This is a genomic window from Devosia geojensis (genome assembly GCF_000969415.1).
Lineage (GTDB): Bacteria > Pseudomonadota > Alphaproteobacteria > Rhizobiales > Devosiaceae > Devosia > Devosia geojensis.
In genome coordinates, this window is sequence record NZ_JZEX01000207.1 from 41,428 (window position 1) to 62,601 (window position 21,174).

Below are 21,174 nucleotides of genomic sequence, written 5' to 3' on the forward strand. Positions count from 1 at the left end.
CCTCATCCGTCTCGCGCTTTGCGAGCGCGATCCACCTTCTCCCACGGGGGGAGAAGGGAGCGGTGTCCTACGCGGGCCTCCGCCCCCGGCTAATCCAGCACGACGACGGCTTCCACCTCGAACAGCATGGGGTCGATGGCAAGCTTGGGAACGGGGACCAGGGTCTGCGCCGGCAGCGTCTCGCCGAACATCGCCGTGACGTTCTGCGTCAACACCCCGAGCTTCGACATGTCGTGGTCGACCACGAAGACGGTGAGCTTGGCGACCTGATCGGGCCTGGCGCCCAGGGCGTCGAGGGCGGTGCGCAGGTTTGCGTAGGCCTGCTCGACCTGGACGGCGAAGTCGGGCGACAGCGCGCCGGTGCTGTCCTGGCCGCCCTGCCCGGAGATGTAGGCCATCCGGGCGCCGGCGGGAACGATCACCGCCGTGCTGTAGCCGTTCGGCGTCGGGTCGCCGAGGTTCGGCGGGTTGACGATGGTCAGTTTGGACTCATTGGCCGTCGTCGCGGCGGGAACGCCCATGGTCATGATGATCAGCCCTCCGATAAGCAGGTTCTTGATTGCGCGTGGCATGATTTCTCTCGGCTCCGATGGCCGCGGGCTTCCCCGCGGCCAAGAGGATTGAACTTTGGTCCGTCGTCCGTATGATCGGACTCGTACGCTGTACGACAAAATCGCATCGTACAGCGTACGAGTCAATCGCCGAGAATCGACATTCGTCTTGGTGCCGGCGTGCTGACAAGCAAGGAAGACAGATGGCAGGCAAAGCTAGCGGTGCGCGGGGGAAACGCCCTCAACGGCCAGGTGCGCCACGCTTATCCGCAGAGGCGCAGAGCGGTGAACCGGCTCTTTCCCTCGAACGCATCGTCGCGGCCGCGGTGGAGCTGCTGGATGCCGAAGGGGTCGACGGGCTGACGATGCGCAAGCTCGCCGATCGCGTCGGCGCGGGCGCGATGAGCCTCTATTGGCATGTCGACAACAAGGAGGCCGTCTTCGACCTGGCGCTCGATTCGGTGCTCGAATATCGCGAACCGCCGCAGGCGGGCGAGTCCCAAGACTGGCGCGGCGAGGTCCTGCACATGCTCGAGGACTGGCGCGCCAGCATGCTGCGCCATCCCTGGTCGGCGGCGCTGCTGCCGCGCCGGGCCCTCGGCCCGAACATCCTCCTCCGCCTGGAGCTGCTGGGCAGGACCTTGTCGAGGGCCGGCGTGGCGGACGCCGATCTCAACGTCGCGCTATGGTCGCTCTGGAACCATGTCATGGGCGCCACCATCACCCGCGCGAGCTTCGAGCGCTCGGATGATGACCTGGCGGCCGCCCAGCAGCGCCTCACCGGTCTCAGCGAACGCTATCCGACGATCGAGCGCTCCCGCCTGCTGCTGGACAACGACTGGGACGGGACCTTTCGGGATGGTCTCGATTTCCTGCTCGACGGTCTCGCTCCGAAACGGTGAGCAGCATCCACCACGCTAGAGTTGGCCGGCCTCCACCTCGAGCATGAAGCGGCTCATCAGAGCCGCGCATTCCCTGTGATGGGTTTCGAGAAGCTGGTGTCCGCTTTCGAAGACATGGATCTCGAGGGTATCGAGAACACGGTGATAGGCCATGATCTCGTTGATATCGAAGAACGGATCGTGCCGCCCCCAGAGCATGAGGCACGGCGGCTGGTGTTCGCGGTGATAGGCCGCAATGGCGGGGAATCGCGCGATGTGTGCCCCGTAGTCGGAGAAGATCCTGAACTGGATGTCGGTATTGCCGGGCCGGGATAGCCAGTCCCAGTCGAGATGCCAGCCATCGGGGGGATAGAGACGCGTGATGCGCTCCGGCTGCTCTCCGACATATTGGTATCGGGTGGTCTCGAAATTCATCCAGTCGGGGAGCTTGGCTCTGTTCGCCTCGCTGGGGTCGGCAAAATACGCCCTTGAGGCGTCCCAACTCGGCCCCAGCCCTTCCTCATGGGCGTTGCCGTTCTGGACGATCAGGCCCCGGATGCGGTCGGGCCGGCGTGTTGCCAGATAATAGCCCACGGGGGTGCCGAAATCGTGGAGGTAGAGGAAGAACCTCTCAAGGTTGCGCGCAGCAAGAAACGCATCGATCGTGTCGGCAATGTTCTCGAACGTGTAGTCGTAGTCGTCGGGGGATGGCGCTGAGGAATAGCCGAAGCTCGGCAGATCCGGGGCCACGACATAGGCGGTTTCCGCCAACGGCTCGATAACGTTGCGATACATGTAGGACGACGTCGGATAGCCGTGCAGCAGCAGGATCGCCGGCCGCTCCGGGTCGCCGGCATGCCGGTAGAAGATGTCGAGGCCTCCGACATTGATGGTCTCATGGCGGGTCTTGTGATGATGGTTCTGCATCGCTCATTCCTCCTGTTCATGCCGGGCGCAAACATCGCCCTGGCGTTGACACCGAATTACCCTATTATACAGGTTACATCGTTTGTAACCGGATAACAGGCTAAAAAGGGTTAAGTTCCGTGGCGAACGCATATACGCAGTGGGTGCCGGAGCACTTCATCGGCGGACACCCCGCCCTCGACCTCGCCAACGCCGTGTTCAACCGGCGGGCGCCCGAACCCGACAACGAGCTGCTCAAATCCGCCCGCGACATCGCAAACTGGTTCAAGGCGTCGGGGCTTGCCGGCGCGCGCGAGGCGGAAGCGGTCGCCCGGATACCGGGCGAACCGTTCGTCGAACGGGTCCACGCGGTGCGGGAGGCATCGGCCCGGGTCTTCGGGTCGATCGCCGCGGACAAACAGCCTCCGCCGGAAGCGTTGGGTTTCCTGTTCAGGTCCGCCGCGGGCGGACTTGCCGATGGTGCCGTCGGGCTTGACGGCACGCGACCCGACCTCTCCCTCGCCCGCTGGTGGGATCCCGATGCGGTCACGGCTGTCCTCGCCATGCTCTCGGTCGAGGGCTTTTTCACCCTGCCGCGCGAAAGGCTGCGCGCGTGCCCCCGCTGCGACTGGCTCTTCCTCGACACCTCGCGCGGCGGCAAGCGCCGCTGGTGCAGCATGCGGACCTGCGGAAACCGCGAGAAGGTGTCGCGCCACAGGGAACATGCCTAGACCGACGGCTCACCGTGATGTCGCCATGATAGCCGCGCCGGACACGCCTTCGATCAAATCGTTCCTGGCGCCCATCTCGATTGTTAACCAGCCCGCGGTGGCGCAATTGAACTGACGCAAAACGCGCATATCGTCGCCCGGTCTACGCCTGCTGTTACTCGCATAGCGCACTCGACACGAGGGAGTTCCGATGCGTATTGCAAGGGTGAAGTGGTCTCAAGGTCTCATTGCTGCGATTTTGGTGCTGCTGGCGGCAGTCCAGCCGGTGCTGGCCGAGGTCTACGTGACCGGGCCGATCAAGATCCTGCGGACCGGGTGGAATTCGGACTCGTTCGGCCTGGAGCTCGAGGCTCCGCAACAAAATCCGGCCGGCTGTCCGAACCCGCTGGGTTACGTTTCCGAAAGTTCGCTGCCGGGCTACCAAACGTACTATGCCGCCGCCCTGGCGGCCTATGGCGCGGGAAAACCGGTGACGGCCGTGATCGACAGCAATACGGGAGTGTGCGTTCACGGCTACCCCAAGATCATCGGCATCAATCTGCCGGGCTGACGGCCGAGGCCGCACGCAGAACCTTGTCCCGTTTGATCGGCGTCTTTGATCGGGTGTGGTTACATGACAGACGTGAACACGCTCCAGGCCGCAATGAGACTCGCCCTGACCAGGGCCGTTCCATACGCGTTGGCCCTTGTCCTTTCGGCTGCGACGGGAACCGCCATGGCCGAGACCTATGCGACCGGCTCGATAGCCCTGCTGCGCACCGGATGGAACTCTGACGCCTTCGCCATCGTCCTCGACACGCCCATGCACAATCCTGCCGGGTGTCCCACTGCAGACGGCTACATCGCCCACGCCTCGCGGCCTGGATACCAGACCTTCCTCGGCATGGCCCTTTCCGCCTACAAGGCGGGACGCACGATTTCTGTGGTCCTCGATGACAGGGAATGCTTCGAAGGGCGACCTGCCATGATCGGCATCAACGCGGGGCCACCGCCCCCCAGGCCTGCGGAAACCCGGACGGTCGTTCTGAACGTCAGCGCATCCAACGAGAATTCCAGCCACCGATACTTTAAGGACATTCCGGTGATCGGCACTTTCACCGGGCATGGCATCAGCTGCTACGGAGGCACGAGGTCCCCCGACGACTCGGCCGGCTGGGGCCAGGTCGAAGGCACCGGGCATCCAGACGGCGGAACCGATCCCTGCGCATCCTGGATCTTGCGGCTTGCCTTCGATTTCGACCTGGCACCGATAACGAGCGTTGCGGGGTCGATGACGATCGACAGGGCAATCCTGCGCTACACCGAGAACGCGCTGCCGAGCGCCTTCTGTGCCCTCGTCTATACGCAGGGTGGTTTTCTTGTCGATCCGCTTCCATGCTGGAGCAATGGTCAAGGCGTGCCGGAGGAGAAGCCGGATGGCTGTGTCGTGCTACGTGTTCCCGACATAGACTGGCGAACGCTGCCCCACGACCAGCACATGCCGCTGACGCAGACGACGTTTTCCAAGGTCGAGCCCCGTGGCGCATGGGACGTCACCGACTTGCTGCACCAGCGCCTCAATCCCGGGCTCCAGCCCCCGCCTGAACTGGGAGGTGCCGTGTCGCTGGGCGTCGGCTACGTCTTGGTGGGAACACCGCTCGATACGGCGAACCTTTCCGGCGACGACAATACCCGGTGCTCGTCCCACATCAGCGACCTTCGGCTCGAAGTCACGTTCACCGTCCATCCCGACGGGGAACCAGGCCCGATCGTGCGCTAGACTATGTCATGTATTGACGGAAGCACGAGCCGGAGGGCTCCCCTCCCCCTTGAGGGGAGGGGTCGGGGGTGGGGGTCCATCGGTGATCCCCACAACGACCCCCACCCTCATTCCCTCCCCTCAAGGGGAGGGAGGCGAAGGAGCCGCCGATTCCGATAGAGCCTGATGTGCCCTAGCCTTCCGTCCGGTCGCCGGAAAGCGCTCGTCCTCTCGAACGGGCCCGCATTCATCGTCCCAAAAAAGACCCGGCGCTTTCGCGCCGGGCCATTCAACGCCTGGGAGGACGTTAGCGCCTATTGCGGACCGAGGGCGTCGACGAGGACCTTGAGGTCGGCGATGTCCTTCTCGGTGCAGTTCGAAAGCGGCGGGCGCACAGGTCCCGCGGACCGGCCGACGACCTTGGCGCCGGCCTTGATGATCGAGACCGGATAGCCGCCCTGGCGGTTGCGGATGGCGCTATACGGGATGAAGAAATCCCTGAGGAGCCGGGCGGTGGTCGCGCGGTCGCCGGACTGGACGGCGCGGTAGAATTCCATCGCCGTGCGGGGGATGAAGTTGAACACGGCCGAGGAATAGACCGGAAAGCCCGCGCCGTAATAGGCCTCGGCGAAGAGTTCGGCCGTGGGCAGGCCGCCGAGATAGGAGAGCCTGTCGCCGAGGCTGGCGCGCACGGCCGTCACTGCCTCTATATCGCCGATGCCGTCCTTGAAGCCGATCAGGTTGGCGTGCTTGTCGGCGAGGCGCCTGACCGTCGACGGCGCGAGCTTGCAGACGCCGCGGTTGTAGACGACGACGCCGATGCCCACCGCGCCGCAGACCGCATCGATATGGGCAAAGAGCCCCTCCTGGTTGGACTCGGTCAGGTAGTGGGGCATCAGCATGATGCCGGCGGCGCCCGCGGCCTCGGCGTTGCGCGCCATTTCCACGGCCATGCGGGTGTTGTAGCCGACGCCGGCGATGATCGGGGTCTGGCTGGCGCAGGTCTCGACCGCGGCGCGGATGACCCGCCTGTGCTCCTCGATGGTCAGCGAGAAGCCCTCGCCGGTGCCGCCGGCGGCGAACAGCACCTTGGCGCCGTAGGGGATGAGCCATTCGAGGCGGGCGCGATAGCCGGCTTCGTCGAACTCGCCGTCTTCGGCAAAGTCGGTGATGGGGAAGGACATCAACCCTTCCGTAAGCGCGCTTTTCAGCGCCTGAGGGTCGAGATCGGTTTTGCTGTGGGCGGTCATGGGAGCCTCCGGAATTTGCCGCTGGCCGGCGTCAGGCGACCAGGTTGTCGTTGATGAAATCGAAGTTGATGTCCTCGCCCATGCCGGGGCGATCGGACAGGTGCACGAAGCCGTCGGCGTCCATGGGGTCGGCCAGCGAATTGAGGTATTCGAACCCGTCGTCGTACTCGATGAAGGGATGGAGCAGCCCGCGCTCGTACCACTTGGTGTTCCTGGAGACGGCGGCCAGCACCAGGTTGGGGGCGCCGTTGCCGTGGATCTCGCAGTTCATGCCGAAGCTTTCGGCAAGGTGGATGCTCTTCAGCGCCGGGGAGATGCCGCCGACGTCGTGGGCGCCGGTGCGCAGGATGTCGCACGCGCCTGCCTTGATCCAGTCGGCGCGCGACCAGTGCTTGCCGGCCGCGCTTTCCGGCCCCAGCACGTCGATGTCGAGGTTTTCGGCGAGCCAGGCGTAGGAGGCCATGCTCTGCTCGTCCATCGGCTCCTCGATCCAGGCGAAGCCGAGCTTTTCGAGGCCCTTGCCGAGCTCCAGGGCCTCACTGCGCGAATACCAGTGGAACGCGTCGATCATCAGGGCGATGTCGGGCCCCACGGCCTCGCGCACGGCCGCGCAGGCCTTGAGGTCCATCCTGACGTCCGGCGCCCAGGAGACCGGCGGCATCCAGGTGTGGAGCTTGATGCCCTTGTAGCCGCGCGCCACCAGCTTTTCGGCAAAGCGCCCATAGTCCTCGGGCGTTGCGAGCCCGCCTTCCAGCTCGTCGCCGCACATGGTGCTGCCATAGGCAGGCACCTTGTCGCGATAGGCGCCGATCAATTTGTAGACCGGCACGCCGAGCGCGCGCCCGGCCAGATCCCAGAGCGCCACGTCGACGGCGCCGAGGGTGCGGTCGGTCAGCTGCGCGCTGCTGCCGCGCTGCCAGTGCGCCAGTTCCTGCCACAGGCGCTCGCGGTCGAACGGGTCCTGGCCGAGCACCACCTTCTTGACGAAGGTCTCGATCAGGTGCGGGCGGATGGTTTCGGGGGGCGTGAAGCAATGCCCTTGGCTGCCGTCGTCGGCGACAAGGGTCAGCAGGCCCTGCCTGACCCTGTGCGGGGGCCCCGGGTGACCGTGACCGGCGGAGTCCTGGTGCCGGCGGGTCGTATGCAGAAACACCCGGGTCTTCACGTCAACGATGCGCATAATCCCTCCTTGCTCGCCACCGGGTCTGCGACCGGCTCACCGGCCTATCATGTTGTATGATATCTGACAATGTTGGTTTCGGCGTTTGCGTGGTCCATTCTGCCTTTGCGTCAGGGAGCGTGGTGCCGCAGGCGGTCGTAATCGAGGGAAAAACCCCAGCCGGGCCGATCGGGGAGCACCGCCTCGCCGCCGACCAATTCCAGCGACTCGCGGTAGAAGGGCGCGAACCAGTCCACGTGCTCGAGCAGGGTGGCATTGGGCAGGGATGCCATCACCTGCAGGCTCATTTCCGGGAAAAGATGCGAGGAGACCGGCAGGTCGTAGGCCGCCGCCAGCGCGCCCACGCGCAGGAACTCGCTCGGCCCGCCGACGCGTTGCAGATCGGGCATCAGGATGTCCGCCGCCCGGGCCTCGGCCATGCGGCGGAAGCCGTGGATGGTGTATTCGTTCTCGCCCGAAGCGATCGGCACGTCCAGCGCCCGGGCCACTTCCGCCGAATGCGCAAGGTCATGGGCGGCGACCGGCTCCTCGAACCAGGCGATGCCGTATTGCTCCATCTGGCGTCCGAGGCGAATGGCAGCCTTGGCGTCGAGCCCCTGGTTGACATCGACCATCAGCGCGACGTCCGGCCCGATGGCCTCGCGCACGGCCTCGATCCGGGGCAGGTCGACGGACGCCTTTCCGGCAAGGCGCAGCTTCACCCCGCCAAAGCCTTCAGCCACGAGATCGGCCGCCTCGCGGGCGATCTCGTCGATGGTCTGGGTCAGCCACAGGCCGCCGCTGGCATAGGCGGGAACGCGAGCGCGCGCGCGGCCGGCGAGCTGCGACACCGAAAGCCCGGCGGCCTTGCCGCGCAGGTCCCACATGGCCCCGTCGATGGCTGAAATGCCCATGATGGAGACGCCGGAAAAGCCGATGAAATTGATGCGCCGCCAGGCATCGGTCCAGAAAGCCGCCGTCTCGTCCGGCCGGCGTCCGATGACCGCCTCGCGCAGCACGTGCACCATGGCGTCGAGCAGCGGAAGCTGTTCCGGGCGGATGGTGAAGATGAGGTTTTCCCCGACCAGCCCCGCGTCGGTTTCCAGCCGGATGGCGAGGTAGGACATGCGCGAGATGCGCGCGGTGGCGTTGCCGATGGGACGCTCGAGCGTCCGCACCGCGGGGATCGTGACGAGATTGGCGATCTTCATTTGCGGTCCGCCGCCTCGGCGGCCTGCTGGTAGCGCTGGATGCTGTTGGACAGGTGCATGCGCATGGCGTCGCGCGCGTAGGCGGTGTCCTGCGCGGATATGGCGTCGAGGATGGCGCGGTGCTCGTCAAGCAGCTGGGCGGCATAGGCCGCGTTCTGCGCCGCGTCGTCCGCACTGAGGCGGATGCGCGAGCGGGGAATGGCGTCGATGCCGAGCTGGTCGAGCAGATGGACGAACCGGTGGTTGGCCGTCGCCATGGCGACGGCCCGGTGGAAGGCGAAATCGGCCGCGCTCGCCGCCTCGCGGGTTTCGGCGGCGCCCTGGGCGGCAATGGCCGCCCGCATGGCCTTAAGATGATCGGGCAGGCGCCGGCGCGCCGCGAGCCCCGCCGCCTCCACCTCCAGGGCGACGCGAATCTCGAGGTCCGCCAGGATATCGGGCACCGCGGCGCGGTCGCCCAGCTCGAGCCGCAGCAATTGCCCATGCGGACGCGCCACGAACACCCCTGCCCCGCGGCGGCTGGTGAGCTCACCCTGCGCCTTGAGGCGGGCTACCGCTTCGCGCAGCACCGTCCGGCTGACGCCGAGGCTCGGCGCAAGGGCGTGCTCGGGCGGCAGCTTGTCGCCCTCGGCCAGGGCGTACTGCAAGATCCATTCGCGCAGCCTCGTGGCTGTGGCATCTGCCAGGTTGACGCTCACCTCGGCCCATCCCTCTTGCGGGTCAGAACTAATATGACTACTATCTTATCATACTAATTTCAGCGGGCAATGTCGAAAGCACCATGCGCATCGTCGTTTCGGGGGGAGCCGGCCGCGTCGGCAGGTTCGTGATCGAGGAGCTGGCGGCGGCCGGCCATGAAGTCACCAGCATGGATCTGGCGCCGGCGCCGAGCCGCAATCCGGATATCGGCTATATGCTCGGCGACGTCAGCCGCGCCGAGGACGTCTACGGCACGCTGGGCTTTGCCCGAGCGGAGGCGATGGTGCATCTGGCGGCGTGGTCGGACCCCGGCATCGTTTCCGATACGAAGACCTATGCCGACAATGTCGGGGCCACCTTCAACGTGCTCGACGCGGCCGAAAAGCTCGGCGTGCGCCGGGTGATCCTGGCGTCCAGCGCCCAGGTCTACGGCTTTGCCGAGCACGCCCCGGCCTTCGCGCCGGTCACAGAGGACCATCCGCTGCGCCCGCTCAACTCCTACGCCCTCTCCAAGATTGCCGGCGAGGACGCGGCCGCCTATTTCGCGCGCCGGGGCCTCAGCGTACTCTCCTTACGCATCATGGGGGCGCGCGCGCCGCAGGACATGAAAGCCGAGATCGCCCGCGCCCGCATGCAGCCGGCGCGCGAGCGCTTCCTGCTCTGGACGCGTGTCGACGCCCGCGACATCGCCATCGGCTGCCGCCAGGCGGTCGAGCAGGCGGACGTCGACTCCGGCGTCTACAACCTCTCGGGGGCAGAGAACGTCTTCGGGGAGGAAACCTGCGCCCTCTTCGCCGCCCATTCGCCCGGCACCGACCGCACCGCCCTCCCCCCCGGCACCGCCTCAGGCTTCAGCTCCGCCAAGGCCCGCAAGGCCTTCGGCTATGAACCCATATATGTGTGGGGCCCCGACGTGGATCATTGGCCGGTAGCAGAGAATTGAGCCGAGCTCGGCAAGCCCTCTCCGGCTGATCGAGTGTCGGGCCAAAGCAACATTACCCGCCACAGAGTATGCGGGGCTGAGCCGTACCGGCATATTGAAGGGTCGAATGGTGCTGCCGGTGAGGATTGAACTCACGGCCTCTCCCTTACCAAGGGAGTGCTCTACCACTGAGCTACGGCAGCAGGGCGCGGCGGCGCTGAGGGCCGCGCGGCGACGCGGGCTCTACTGCCATAGGGTCCGGCTCGACGCAAGGGCTAAAAGCGCCTATTAGGCGATGAACCCCATGTTCAACAGCATCCGTCCGCCCGATGCCCAAATCGCCCGAAACGCTGGCCCGTGAGCAGCGCCTTGCCGCAAAGCTGCGCGAGAACCTGAAGCGCCGCAAGGGCCAGGCGCGCGCCCGGGCCGAGGCGGATGTGCAAGCGCCCGACGGTCAGTCGTCCGAACCATCCGGAAAGAAGGCCTAGGCAAGCCGCCACCGGCGGGCGCGCAACACACCGTAAACCAATTTGGAGTGTGCTAGCGCGTGGCTGGGCGCGGCCCGAATCTCGACATGAAGGGCGAGCAGGTTCACGCGTCCTTTTGTTGCCGGCTTTGCCTGAGTCGGCTACGAGGGTTCCTTCGCGGCGGGCGGGCCGCGCATCCGGGCACATCGTCCGGTTCACTATTTCCAAGGATTTCGACATGGATCGCATTCGTTTGGTCGGCGGCAACGAGCTCAACGGCGAGATCGTCATCTCGGGCGCCAAGAACGCGGCATTGCCGCTGATGATCGCCTCGCTCCTCACCGACGAGCCGCTGGTCCTGACCAACGTGCCGCGCCTGGCCGACGTCAAGCAGCTCGAGCGCATCCTCGAGAACCATGGCGTCGACATCGCCGTGCATGGCCGCCGGCGCGGTGAGGCGGAGGGCGTCGGCCAGCGCATGACCTTCCATGCCGCCGACATCGTCGACACCACCGCCCCCTACGACCTCGTCTCCAAGATGCGGGCGAGCTTCTGGGTGATCGGGCCGCTGCTGGCGCGCGAGCACAACGCGCGCGTCTCGCTGCCGGGCGGCTGCGCCATCGGCACGCGCCCCGTCGATCTTTTCCTCTACGGCCTCAAGGAATTGGGCGCCGAAATCGACATCGACGAAGGCTATGTGGTGGCGCGCGCGCCCAAGGGGGGCCTCACGGGCGCCCACATCACCTTCCCCAAGGTTTCGGTGGGCGCGACCCATACGGTGATGATGGCGGCGACCCTCGCCCGCGGCGTCACGGTCCTGGAGAACGTCGCCATGGAGCCCGAGATCACCAACGTCGCCGAGGCGCTCAACGCCATGGGCGCGCGCATCTCGGGCCTCGGCACGCGCACCCTCACCATCGAGGGCGTCGACAGGCTCCACGGGGCGACGGTCGAGGTCATTCCCGACCGCATCGAGACCGGCACCTTCGCCATGGCCACCGCCATGACGGGCGGCGACGTGCTGCTGCGCGGCGCGCAGCCCACCCATCTGGAAGCCGCGCTCGAGGTCCTCGGCCAGTCCGGCGTCGAGATCACGCAGGAGCAGGATGGCCTGCGCATCCGGCGGAACGGCAACGGCATCCTGCCCGTCGACATCGAGACCAATCCCTTCCCGGGTTTTCCGACGGACCTGCAGGCCCAGTTCATGGCGCTGATGACCAAGGCCAACGGCACCTCGCACATCCGCGAGACCATCTTCGAGAACCGCTACATGCACGTGGCCGAGCTCAGCCGGTTCGGCGCCGACATCAGCGTCGACGGGCAGGTGGCGACCGTCACCGGCAAGCCGACCCTCAAGGGCGCCCAGGTGATGGCGACGGACCTTCGCGCCTCGGTCTCCCTCGTCATTGCGGGCCTTGCCGCCCAGGGCGAGACGGTCGTCAACCGCATCTACCACCTCGATCGCGGCTTCGAGCGGCTGGAAGAGAAGCTCTCGCGCTGCGGCGCCGAGATCGAACGCCTCGCCGGCTGAGACGAGACGAACGGCATCGCCGGAACTCAACGCGCTAGGTTAATGCCTCCCGGCGGCGGACCATCTCGGCGATCCAGATGGGGGCATAGGGCGGCGTGCAGCCGGGCGATGCCGGATAGTCGATGAGGACCTCCAGCCTTTCGCCGATACCGATGGCGCGGGCGCGATAGGCGGGATGTCGGATGCCGATTTCGGCAAGGCAGTGGTTCATCGGCCACTGCTTGGCCTCGGGGGTGTCCTTCATCTGCGCCTCGATCTCGTCGAGCAGGCCATCGAGGTCCAGCCCATCCGGATTTTTGACCACGCGCTCGGTCGTCAGGCTCCAGCCGGCCCGCCCGACGAGGCCTGCCTCGTCCTTCCATCGCAAGCGCAGCTCCTCGGCATGGCTGCCGGGTTTGACGATGTTGGTCACGAACCAGTCGAGGAGCTTGGGCGCGCCGATATCACGGATCATCGCGTCGAGCTCGTCGGCGGAGAAGGCCTTGGGCCTGGCGATCAGGGTCGCCAGCAGCCGCGCCGCGGTATCGCCGGTGGCCCAGAGCTCGCCCGCCAGCTCGTGCCGGATCTTGAGGCGCTTGGCGATCGCACGGACGGCTGACAGGTTGACGCCGTGATCGTCGCCACGCTCCGCATTGGCCGCCCGCAGCTTGGGATCTTCCAGGCGGGCGAGTTCGGCCAGGATATCGGTCGCTGCGGACATGCAGTTCCTCCATCACCCCCTGGGCACGGGAGCAGTCCCGGTTCCCGGCCAGACTAGCAGTTCGTGTCGGCAAGATAAGTCAGCCGTGTTGTCGCTAATTTAACCAGAATCCCTCAAGCATTCGCACGGGGAGGACTCCCCGGGTTTGACCGGCAGTCCTCGAGGCAAGCGTCGCGAGATGCCGCGGCGTGCTTCGACGGATCCGATCGAACTCTCAATCGCAACGAGTCCAGAAGGGCTCATCTCAAGAGTTTGATCATGCTCAAGATCGTGACCGGCAGTATTGCGCGCCGTCTGTCGTTTTTACTCCTCATGTTCGTCGCCGGCTTCGTCGGGCTGGCGAGTTTCCAACTGTCCAACACCCACTCGAACCTGATCGAGCTGAAGAAGGCCGAAATCCAGAGCGTCGTCGAGACGGCTGTCACGATGCTCGACAGCTTCCAGGCGCGGGTCGAGGCGGGTGAACTCACCCTCGAACAGGCCCAGGCGCAGGCGAAAGCCGCGCTGCACGCGATAAACTACTCGCAAGACGACTACGTCTTCGCCGTCACCCACGACTACATCATGATCGTCAATGCCAACCCGGACGTGGTCGACACTAACATGCGCGACCGCACGGATGGCAACGGCAAGCGGTTCATCGAGGAATATACCGATGGCGCGCGCCTGCAGGGCTCGATCTTCACCACGTTCCTCTTCAGCGGCAACGGGGCGCAGGAGCCCGTCGAGAAGCTGACCTACGTGCAGAACTACGCCCCGTGGTCGTGGGCGATCGGCACCGGCGTCCTGCAGACCGACATCGATGCGATCTACTCCAACAATCTCCTCTGGAGCGGCGGCATCGCGCTGGCGATCATCGCCGTTCTGGCGCTCGCCGGGTGGCTCCTCACCCGCAGCCTCACCCGGCCGATCAATGCGCTCAACGCGCAGATGGTCGAGATCGCCAACGGCCGGTTCGACATTGCCGTATCCGGCACCGAGCGGGCCGACGAGCTCGGCACCATGGCGCGCGCCGTCGAGGTGTTCCGCGACAACGGCATGAAGGTGGCGCAGATGACCGAGGCGGAAGCGGCCCGCATCATCAGCGACCAGGAGGCGCGCACGCAGATGATGGCCGAGCTGCAGCAGTCCTTCGGCGAAGTCGTCGACGCGGCCATCGCCGGCGACTTCAGCAAGCGCGTTCCCGCCCGCTTCCCCGATGCCGAGCTCAACGCCCTGGCCGGCTCGGTCAACACCCTGGTCGAGACGGTCGACGGCGGCCTCGACGAGACCAGCCAGGTTCTGGGCGCTCTCGCCAACACCGACCTCACCCGCCGGATGGAGGGCAACTATCGCGGCGCCTTCGCCACCCTCAAGTCCGACATCAACGCGGTGGCCGACAAGCTCGCCGGGATCGTCGGGCAGCTGCGGGAGACCTCGGGCGCGCTCAAGATGGCGACGAGCGAGATCCTTTCGGGCGCCAACGACCTGTCCGAGCGCACCACCAAGCAGGCCGCGACCATCGAGGAAACCTCGGCGGCCATGGAGCAGCTGGCGGTGACCGTCGCCGAGAACGCCCGCAAGGCCGAGGACGCCCGCCAGAAGGCGACGGCCGTTTCGCGTTCGGCCGAGGAAGGCGGGCAGGTCATGACCGACGCCAACGAGGCCATGGAGCGCATCACCACTTCCTCGGCCAAGATCTCCAACATCATCGGCATGATCGACGACATCGCCTTCCAGACCAACCTCCTCGCCCTCAACGCATCCGTGGAAGCGGCGCGGGCGGGCGAGGCGGGCAAGGGCTTTGCGGTCGTTGCGGTGGAAGTGCGCCGGCTCGCCCAGTCGTCGGCGGAAGCCTCGAGCGAGGTGAAGGCCCTCATCGACCAGAGCGCGACGGAGGTCAGCGCCGGCACCAAGCTCGTGGCGGAAGCCTCGGGCAAGCTGACGGCCATGCTCGACTCCATCCGGGCCACCACCGTCCTCATGGACGGGATCGCCCGCGACAGCCAGGAGCAGGCTTCGGCCATCGACGAGGTGAACGTCGCCGTTCGCCAGATGGACGAGATGACCCAGCACAACGCGGCGCTCGTCGAGGAGATCAACGCCTCGATCGAGCAGACCGAGACGCAGGCCTTCGAGCTCGACCGGGTGGTCGACGTCTTCACCCTCGCCGACAGCCGCGCCCACCACGCTCCGAGCCCGCAGGCAACGCCTGCCCCCGCCTCCGGCGCCAGGGGCCTGCAGCAGAAGGTCCGCGCCGCCGCCGGCGCCTATCTCAGCCACGGCAACACGGCCTTGAAGGACGACTGGTCGGAGTTCTGAAGAAACACCGAAGGCAGATAACGATGAGGAAGGGCGCCGCGAGGCGCCCTTCTTGTTTGGTGCAATTCTGACGTTGGCGAGGCTGACGGCGGATCTGTCAGGTCACGAGGAAGATGATGATGATCAGCCAGATCGGCACGCCCAGAAGCCACAGGGCCAGTCCTTTGAACATGTCCTCCTCCTTGCCTAGAACCTGCGGAACACGTCGGCGAAGTACATGGCCTTGTCGCGATGGTCGCCGCCCTTCTGCGCCGCCCAATAGGCGCCGATGGCCGAGACCAGCAGCGCGGCCGCGACGATGAAGGCGCCGACAACGGCGGTGTTGCGGGCGATCCGCGCCGCCTCCACCGCCCGCTCGCGCGCGGCCTGGACACTGCCGACGACCTCATCGACGCGGGCAGCCGCCTCCTCCGGCGCAAGCCCGGTATTGGCGGAGACCAGACTGGCCAGGTAGGTGCGATCGGCATCGGGCAGCGTACCGTCTCCGAGTGCGGCCTGAGCGAAGATCCTGCCCGCCTCGGCACGCGCGGTGGCCGCATCGGCCGGCTGCTCGGCGCGGAACAGGGTATCCACGAAGTAGGCGTTGGGGTCGAGCGACCCCTCGGCGGCATTGCCTGCCGCCTGGGTGATCGTGCCGACCGCAGCGCCGGCGGTGCCGGTCACCGCGCCCACCCCGGCCAGCGCCAGCATGGCGCCGATGACGGCGGCGCCGGCCCAGACCAGAAGCCCGTGCGCGCCGTCGCGCATATCGCTTTCCTCCTCGGTGGCGTCGAACGCCCTGCGGCGCAACCGGCCGGCGAGATAGCCGCCGGCCATGAGACTGGAGATCTGGGTCCAGAGCAGCCAACTGGCGGCGGCGACCGCAACGAGCCAGCCCGGAGCACCTTCGCGTGCTTCGAAGCCGACAAAGCTCAGCCCGACGGCCGCGCCGAAGTTCAGGAACAAGACGGAGATGGCCGATGCCAGCAGGATGCCGGCGATGATGGCCGGCCAGTCCACATAGGAGCCGTCGCGGTCACCCGCCGTTTCGATGACGGCGACGTCCGTTGGGGTTCTGGTAACAGTCGTGTCTACCATTTCGACCTCCTCAACCGAGCCCGAGGAACGACAGTATGGCGAGGACGATGACGACAAGGCCGACGAGATAGATGATCGAGTTCATGGCGAGCACCCTTGTTGACTGAAGTCGGTGCTAATCAATCGCAAGCGTGCGGAGTTCGTTCCGGAAGCGGAACGAAATATGCATGAATCGAGCCCCAACGCGGTTTGCGTTCATGAACCTGTCGGTGACTGCGGCTACCCTGAACCCTCACCCGCCCCGGTTTGCCTCGGATTTGGCGAAAATCTGGTCGAATTAAGGAACGCAATGGAGTTTCAGCCGCTTAAAGTGGCGGCGATTGCCGTTCCGACGTCAGGTCTTCCTGACCATCATTTTCATGAGGAGATTGCTATGGCGATGCTGCACGGATCAGAAGCGGGCAGGGCCTGGATCGCACGGATAATTGCCGGAGGCGCCCTCGCGGCTGCTCTCATGCTCACCACGAGCCTGACGCTGGCGCAGGAGACGCCCGTCGAGATCGAGCAGGGTCAGAACGATCTTTTCTCCTCGCGCGTCCTGACTACCGCCCTCTCCAATCCCTGGGCGATGCGCTGGGGCCCCGACGACATGATCTGGGTGACCGAACGCACCAGCGGGGAAGTCACCCGCGTCCATCCCACGACCGGCGCCCAGCAACTGCTCCTCACCCTCGAGGACGTCTACACCGGCCCCCAGCACGAAGGCCTGCTCGGCATGGCCCTGCACCCGGAACTGCTCCAGGGCACCGGCAACGACTACGTCTATATCTCCTATACGATCAACAACGGCACGGCCGAGGAGCCCGACCCTTCGGCCCGGATCGTGCGCTATACCTGGGACAACGATCTTCAGCAGCTCGTCGACCCGCAGGTGGTGATCGAGGGCCTGCCGGCCTGGAACGACCACAATGCCGGGCGCGTGGTGATCGGTCCCGACATGAAGCTCTATTATTCGATCGGCGAGCAGGGCGCCAATTTCGGCCGCAACTTGCGCCGCCCGAACCTCGCCCAGGTCCTGCCGACCCAGGAGGAGGTGGAGGCAGAGGATTGGCACACCTATTCGGGCAAGATCCTGCGCATGGAGCTCGACGGCTCCATTCCCGAGGACAATCCCGAGATCGACGGGGTGCGCAGCCATATCCTCAGCTACGGCCACCGCAACCCGCAGGGCATCGGCTTCGGTCCGGACGGCACGCTCTATGAAGTCGAGCACGGGCCGGCGAGCGACGACGAATTCAACATCATCCAGCCGGGCGGCAATTATGGCTGGCCGCGCGTCGCCGGCTTCAAGGACGACCTGGCCTATGTCTACATCAACTGGAGCGAAGCTCCCGAAGGCGTCGACGCCAACACCGATCCGTTGCCGGACAGCGTCGTCCAGCTCCCCGAAACCGAGTTCGAGGAGGAGATGGTCGATCCCGTCGCGACCTATTTCACGGTCGAGGACGACTACCCGATCGGGGAAATCTGCGGCTACATCTGCGACCCGACCATCGCGCCGTCCTCGGTGCTCTACTACGCGGCCGGCGAGAACGGCATTCCCGAATGGGACAATTCGCTCCTCATTCCAACCCTGAAGCACGGTACGCTCTACGTGCAGTACCTCTCCAAAGACGGCCAGCAGGCCGACGGGCTGCCGCAGGCCTGGTTCTCGACCCAGAACCGCTATCGCGACGTCATCGTTTCGCCCGACGGGCGCACCGTGTTCATCGCGACCGACGCCTTCGGCTCGGCGGCCCAGAAGTTCGGCGAGGGCCTCAACACCAGCGTGCTGCACAACCCCGGCTCCATCCTCGTGTTCACCTATGGCGACGAGGAGGGCAGTTCGCTCGGCATCGCGTCGGGCAGCAATGCGAGCGGCGCGGCGGCCGAGGGCGGTGAAAGCCTCGAGGAATGGGAAGATCCCGCGACCGGCAACGCCGCGGAAGGCGCGGCAGCCGGCAGCGCGATCACCGAAGAGTCCGACGTCCAGGACGTGGCAAATCTCGGCCTGCCCAAATTTGCCGCCAACTGCGCATCCTGCCACGGCGCGGGCGGCGAAGGCGGCGCGGGTGCGGTGCTCGCCGGCAACCAGGCGCTGGCGGACGCCGACTTCGTCGCCCGCACCATCGTCCACGGCTTCGGCTACATGCCGCCGTTCGGCAGCCAGCTCAGCGACGAGGACATCGCCCAGATCGGAACCTATATCCGCAACGCCTGGGGCAACGACTTCGGCATTGTCACCACCGATCAGGTGCAGGCCGCGCGCTGAATCCGGCAGCTTTGCAGGGCGGGATTGTTCCGCCCTGCTTTTTTAAAGCCGGGTCGGCGCTGCTTCACACGCCCTCGCTTCCCGACAATCTCTCCACCAGGAAATCGATCGCCGCACGCACCGAGGGTAGCTGCCCGCGCCGGTGCGGGGTGAGCAGCGTCGTCGTCACCGCGCCCGCGGTCCAGCCGGGCAGCACGCGCACCAGGCGGCCGTCGCCGAAGTACTTGGTCTGGATGCCCCGCGATAGCGGCACGATGCCGAGCCCCTGGCGGGCGGCGGTCAACAGCACCATGGATTCGTTGGCGTAGAACACCGGGCGCGGGTGGACCGTCGCCGTCTCGCCCTCAGGGCCGGTCAGCGCCCAGCCGCTCGCCGGCTGGTGGCTGTCGAGGCCGTCATGGGCGTCGAGATCGGCCGGCCGGCGCGGCACGCCGCGCCGTTCGAGATAATCGGGCGAGGCCACGAGCTCGATCGGATCGACCGAGAGCCGCCGCTGCACCAGCTCGGAATCGGGCAGCGGCGCATAGTGGGCGCGGATGGCGATGTCGTAGCCTTCCTGAACCAGGTCGACGAAGCGGTCGGTGGCATTCAGCAGGATCTCGAGCTTGGGATAGGCGCGGGCGAGGTCCGGCAGCACCTTGGCGAGCGTCAGCTGCGCGGTCGGCACCGAGCAGGTGATGCGCACCGGCCCGCTGGGCTCGGCCTGCCGGCCGCGCACGACCTCCTCGGCCGCCTCCGCCTCGATCAGCATCGCCGCGGCGTGCCGGTAGAATTCCGCGCCGACATCGGTGACGACGAAGCGCCGCGAGGTGCGGTGGATCAATCGCGCGCCGAGGCTCCTCTCGAGCTCGGCGATGCGCTTGCTCAGCGTCGACTTGGGTTGGCCGAGCGCCCGCGCGGCAGGCGCAAAGCCCTTGCTGTCGACGACGCGCACGAACAGCGCCAGATCGTTGAGGTTGAGCACCTTTGTCTCCTTGTCGTCCACATACGTGGGCATTGCATCCCGTTTTCGCCCTCTGTTCCATCATCGTCCACATCGCCACCTTGCGTCCAGTCGTTCAAAGGAGACACGCGATGAGAACGGATTATTCCGGCACGCGCTCGGTGATCGTCGGGGGCACCCATGGCATGGGGCTCGCCACGGCGCGCATGCTGACGGAAGGCGGCGGGCGGGTGCTGGTCAGCGGGCGCAACTCGGCCAATGTCGCCGAAGCCAACCGCGTCCTGCCGCCCAATGGCGAGGCGATGGTTTCGGACGTCGCCACTGCCGAGGGCATCGAGACGCTGGTGAAATATGCCGAGGCACGGCTCGGCACCCTCGATTTCGTCTTCGTCAATGTGGGTATCGCCGAGTTCGCGCCGATCGAGGCGGTGACCGAGGAGGTGTTCGACCGGCATTTCGCCGTCAACACGCGCGGCGCGTTCTTCGCCATGCAGAAGCTTGCCCCGCTCGTACGGCAGGGCGGCGCCATCGTCGTCACCTCCTCGGTCGCCGACGAGGGCGGCACGCCGGGCATGGGCATCTATAGCGCCAGCAAGGCGGCGCTTGTGTCGCTCGCCTCGAGCTTTGCCGCCGAGCTCCTGCCGCGCGGCATCCGGGTCAACACCGTCAGCCCCGGCTTCATCAAGACGCCGACGCATGGCGTTGCGGGCCTCACCGAAGCGCAGCGCGCCGAGTTCGAGGCGCTGGGTGATGCGACGACCCCGATGGGCCGCAACGGCACCGCCGAGGAGGTGGCGCGCGCCGCGCTCTTCCTCGCGTTCGAGGCGACCTTCACCACCGGCGCCAAGCTCGCCGTCGATGGCGGGCTTGGCCAGAAGATCACCGCGCCCGCGGCCTGATCCAGTTTTCAAAAAGGGGACAAGAGAAATGACCACCATCAGCATCCTCGGCCTCGGCGCTATGGGCACCGCGCTCGCCAACGCCCTGCTCGACGCCGGCCACGCCGTAACCGTCTGGAACCGGACGCCCGGCAAGGACGAGGCGCTCGTCTCGCGCGGCGCCAGGCGCGCGCAAACGCCGGCCGAGGCGATCGCGGCGAGCGAGCTCGTCGTCATCTGCCTCGTCGATTATGCCGGGGTCGAGACGATGCTGGCCAGTGCGGAGAAAGAGCTTTCCGGCCGCGTCGTCGCCAATCTCACCACCGGCACGCCCAAACAGGCGCGCGCGCTTGCCGCATGGGTCGAGGCGCAGGGTGCAGCCTATGTCGACGGCGGCATCATGGCCGTGCCCCCGATGATCGGGACGCCAGCGTCCTTCATCTTCTACAGCGGCAACCAGCCGGCGTTCGAGCGGCACAAGGCGGCGCTCGAGGCTTTCGGCGACGCGGTCTATGTCGGGCCCGACGCGGGCGCGGCTCCGCTCAACGACATCGCCCTTCTCGGCATCCTCGACGGGATCCTCTCGGGCTACCTGCATGCGGCCGCCCTCATCCGCGCCAGCGGCGGCACGGCCGAAGGCTTCACGCCGCTCGCCCGGCGCTGGGCGGAATCGATGATAAGCCTCTTTCCCGATCTGGCAAAACAGATCGACAGCGGCGACTACCGCGCCGAGGGCGGCTCGAACCTCGCCATGCAGGCGGCCGCCATGGACCAGATGGTTGAGGCCGCCCGCGACGAGGGCGTCGACCCCGTCCTCATCGAGCCGATGCGGGCCCTCATCCACCAGCGCGTCGCCGACGGCTTCGGAACCGACGACAGCGCGGGGGTGATCGAGCTGTTGTTCCTCAATGGACGCGGGAAGCGGTGAGCCGCAGACCGTTCCCCTCCCCCTTGAGGGGAGGGGTTAGGGGTGGGGGT

The 21,174-nt window shown here is 66.4% G+C and carries 20 protein-coding genes and 1 tRNA gene; 11 read left to right on the forward strand and 10 right to left on the reverse strand.

The annotated features are described in order from the left end of the window. Positions 1–89 precede the first annotated feature (89 nt). Entirely contained in the window at positions 90–572 is a 483-nt protein-coding gene (locus VE25_RS21480) for a RidA family protein (RefSeq protein WP_046110731.1), read from the reverse strand. Between the two features lie 182 nt (positions 573–754). Here VE25_RS21480 and VE25_RS21485 point away from each other — a divergent pair, with 182 nt between their 5' ends. Then, a complete protein-coding gene (locus tag VE25_RS21485) occupies positions 755–1,453 on the forward strand; it encodes a TetR/AcrR family transcriptional regulator (RefSeq protein ID WP_046110732.1) in 699 nt (232 codons plus the stop codon). 15 nt (positions 1,454–1,468) lie between these two features. Here VE25_RS21485 and VE25_RS21490 read toward each other — a convergent pair whose 3' ends face one another. Then, positions 1,469–2,359 (reverse strand): alpha/beta fold hydrolase, encoded by an 891-nt coding sequence (locus VE25_RS21490; RefSeq protein ID WP_046110733.1) that lies wholly within the window; start codon positions 2,357–2,359, stop codon positions 1,469–1,471. Positions 2,360–2,478: 119 nt separating this feature from the next. Between VE25_RS21490 and VE25_RS21495 the strand changes: the two genes are divergently transcribed. From VE25_RS21495 to VE25_RS21505, 3 genes are all read left to right on the forward strand, one after another. Then, complete coding sequence (locus VE25_RS21495) at positions 2,479–3,069, forward strand: CGNR zinc finger domain-containing protein (protein ID WP_046110734.1); 591 nt, start codon at positions 2,479–2,481, stop codon at positions 3,067–3,069. A gap of 190 nt (positions 3,070–3,259) precedes the next feature. Next, complete coding sequence (locus VE25_RS21500; protein WP_152664708.1) at positions 3,260–3,619, forward strand: hypothetical protein; 360 nt, start codon at positions 3,260–3,262, stop codon at positions 3,617–3,619. Between the two features lie 165 nt (positions 3,620–3,784). After that, positions 3,785–4,828 (forward strand): hypothetical protein, encoded by a 1,044-nt coding sequence (locus VE25_RS21505; protein ID WP_046110736.1) that lies wholly within the window; start codon positions 3,785–3,787, stop codon positions 4,826–4,828. A 293-nt stretch (positions 4,829–5,121) separates the two neighbouring features. Here VE25_RS21505 and kdgD read toward each other — a convergent pair whose 3' ends face one another. From kdgD to VE25_RS21525, 4 genes are all read right to left on the reverse strand, one after another. Continuing rightward, a complete protein-coding gene (gene kdgD, locus VE25_RS21510) occupies positions 5,122–6,057 on the reverse strand; it encodes a 5-dehydro-4-deoxyglucarate dehydratase (protein ID WP_046110737.1) in 936 nt (311 codons plus the stop codon). Positions 6,058–6,088: 31 nt separating this feature from the next. After that, complete coding sequence (locus VE25_RS21515) at positions 6,089–7,237, reverse strand: mandelate racemase family protein (RefSeq protein WP_046110738.1); 1,149 nt, start codon at positions 7,235–7,237, stop codon at positions 6,089–6,091. 110 nt (positions 7,238–7,347) lie between these two features. Further along, a complete protein-coding gene (locus VE25_RS21520) occupies positions 7,348–8,427 on the reverse strand; it encodes a mandelate racemase/muconate lactonizing enzyme family protein (RefSeq protein ID WP_046110739.1) in 1,080 nt (359 codons plus the stop codon). Beyond that, the gene (locus tag VE25_RS21525; protein WP_052732152.1) at positions 8,424–9,125 is read right to left on the reverse strand and encodes a FadR/GntR family transcriptional regulator; all 702 of its coding nucleotides are present in this window, start codon (positions 9,123–9,125) and stop codon (positions 8,424–8,426) included. The genes VE25_RS21520 and VE25_RS21525 overlap by 4 nt, the downstream gene beginning before the upstream one ends. Before the next feature lie 83 nt (positions 9,126–9,208). On the opposite strand from VE25_RS21525, the gene VE25_RS21530 reads away from it, so the two are divergent. Then, positions 9,209–10,069: an NAD-dependent epimerase/dehydratase family protein gene (locus tag VE25_RS21530; RefSeq protein ID WP_046110740.1), complete on the forward strand. Its 861-nt coding sequence runs from the start codon at positions 9,209–9,211 to the stop codon at positions 10,067–10,069. Between the two features lie 107 nt (positions 10,070–10,176). On the opposite strand, the gene VE25_RS21535 is transcribed toward VE25_RS21530, so the two are convergent. Next, positions 10,177–10,251, reverse strand: a tRNA-Thr gene (locus VE25_RS21535). Positions 10,252–10,377: 126 nt separating this feature from the next. Here VE25_RS21535 and VE25_RS23140 point away from each other — a divergent pair. Continuing rightward, a complete protein-coding gene (locus VE25_RS23140; RefSeq protein ID WP_169749442.1) occupies positions 10,378–10,536 on the forward strand; it encodes a hypothetical protein in 159 nt (52 codons plus the stop codon). A gap of 217 nt (positions 10,537–10,753) precedes the next feature. Continuing rightward, on the forward strand, positions 10,754–12,046 hold the full coding sequence (gene murA, locus VE25_RS21540) for a UDP-N-acetylglucosamine 1-carboxyvinyltransferase (RefSeq protein ID WP_046110741.1): 1,293 nt from the start codon (positions 10,754–10,756) through the stop codon (positions 12,044–12,046). 34 nt (positions 12,047–12,080) lie between these two features. Here murA and VE25_RS21545 read toward each other — a convergent pair whose 3' ends face one another. Continuing rightward, positions 12,081–12,746, reverse strand: a complete 666-nt coding sequence (locus VE25_RS21545; protein WP_046110742.1) for a DNA alkylation repair protein — start codon at positions 12,744–12,746, stop codon at positions 12,081–12,083. A 258-nt stretch (positions 12,747–13,004) separates the two neighbouring features. Between VE25_RS21545 and VE25_RS21550 the strand changes: the two genes are divergently transcribed. Continuing rightward, positions 13,005–15,047 (forward strand): methyl-accepting chemotaxis protein, encoded by a 2,043-nt coding sequence (locus VE25_RS21550; RefSeq protein ID WP_052732153.1) that lies wholly within the window; start codon positions 13,005–13,007, stop codon positions 15,045–15,047. 186 nt (positions 15,048–15,233) lie between these two features. On the opposite strand, the gene VE25_RS21555 is transcribed toward VE25_RS21550, so the two are convergent. Next, on the reverse strand, positions 15,234–16,124 hold the full coding sequence (locus VE25_RS21555) for a hypothetical protein (RefSeq protein ID WP_052732154.1): 891 nt from the start codon (positions 16,122–16,124) through the stop codon (positions 15,234–15,236). 454 nt (positions 16,125–16,578) lie between these two features. Here VE25_RS21555 and VE25_RS21560 point away from each other — a divergent pair, with 454 nt between their 5' ends. Next, positions 16,579–18,375 (forward strand): glucose/sorbosone family PQQ-dependent dehydrogenase, encoded by a 1,797-nt coding sequence (locus VE25_RS21560; RefSeq protein WP_244467001.1) that lies wholly within the window; start codon positions 16,579–16,581, stop codon positions 18,373–18,375. A gap of 64 nt (positions 18,376–18,439) precedes the next feature. On the opposite strand, the gene VE25_RS21565 is transcribed toward VE25_RS21560, so the two are convergent. Further along, positions 18,440–19,339 (reverse strand): LysR substrate-binding domain-containing protein, encoded by a 900-nt coding sequence (locus VE25_RS21565; protein ID WP_046110753.1) that lies wholly within the window; start codon positions 19,337–19,339, stop codon positions 18,440–18,442. Between the two features lie 110 nt (positions 19,340–19,449). Here VE25_RS21565 and VE25_RS21570 point away from each other — a divergent pair, with 110 nt between their 5' ends. Both VE25_RS21570 and VE25_RS21575 read left to right on the forward strand, forming a co-directional pair. After that, complete coding sequence (locus tag VE25_RS21570; RefSeq protein WP_046110743.1) at positions 19,450–20,217, forward strand: SDR family oxidoreductase; 768 nt, start codon at positions 19,450–19,452, stop codon at positions 20,215–20,217. A gap of 28 nt (positions 20,218–20,245) precedes the next feature. Further along, the gene (locus tag VE25_RS21575; RefSeq protein ID WP_046110744.1) at positions 20,246–21,124 is read left to right on the forward strand and encodes an NAD(P)-dependent oxidoreductase; all 879 of its coding nucleotides are present in this window, start codon (positions 20,246–20,248) and stop codon (positions 21,122–21,124) included. Positions 21,125–21,174 lie beyond the last annotated feature (50 nt).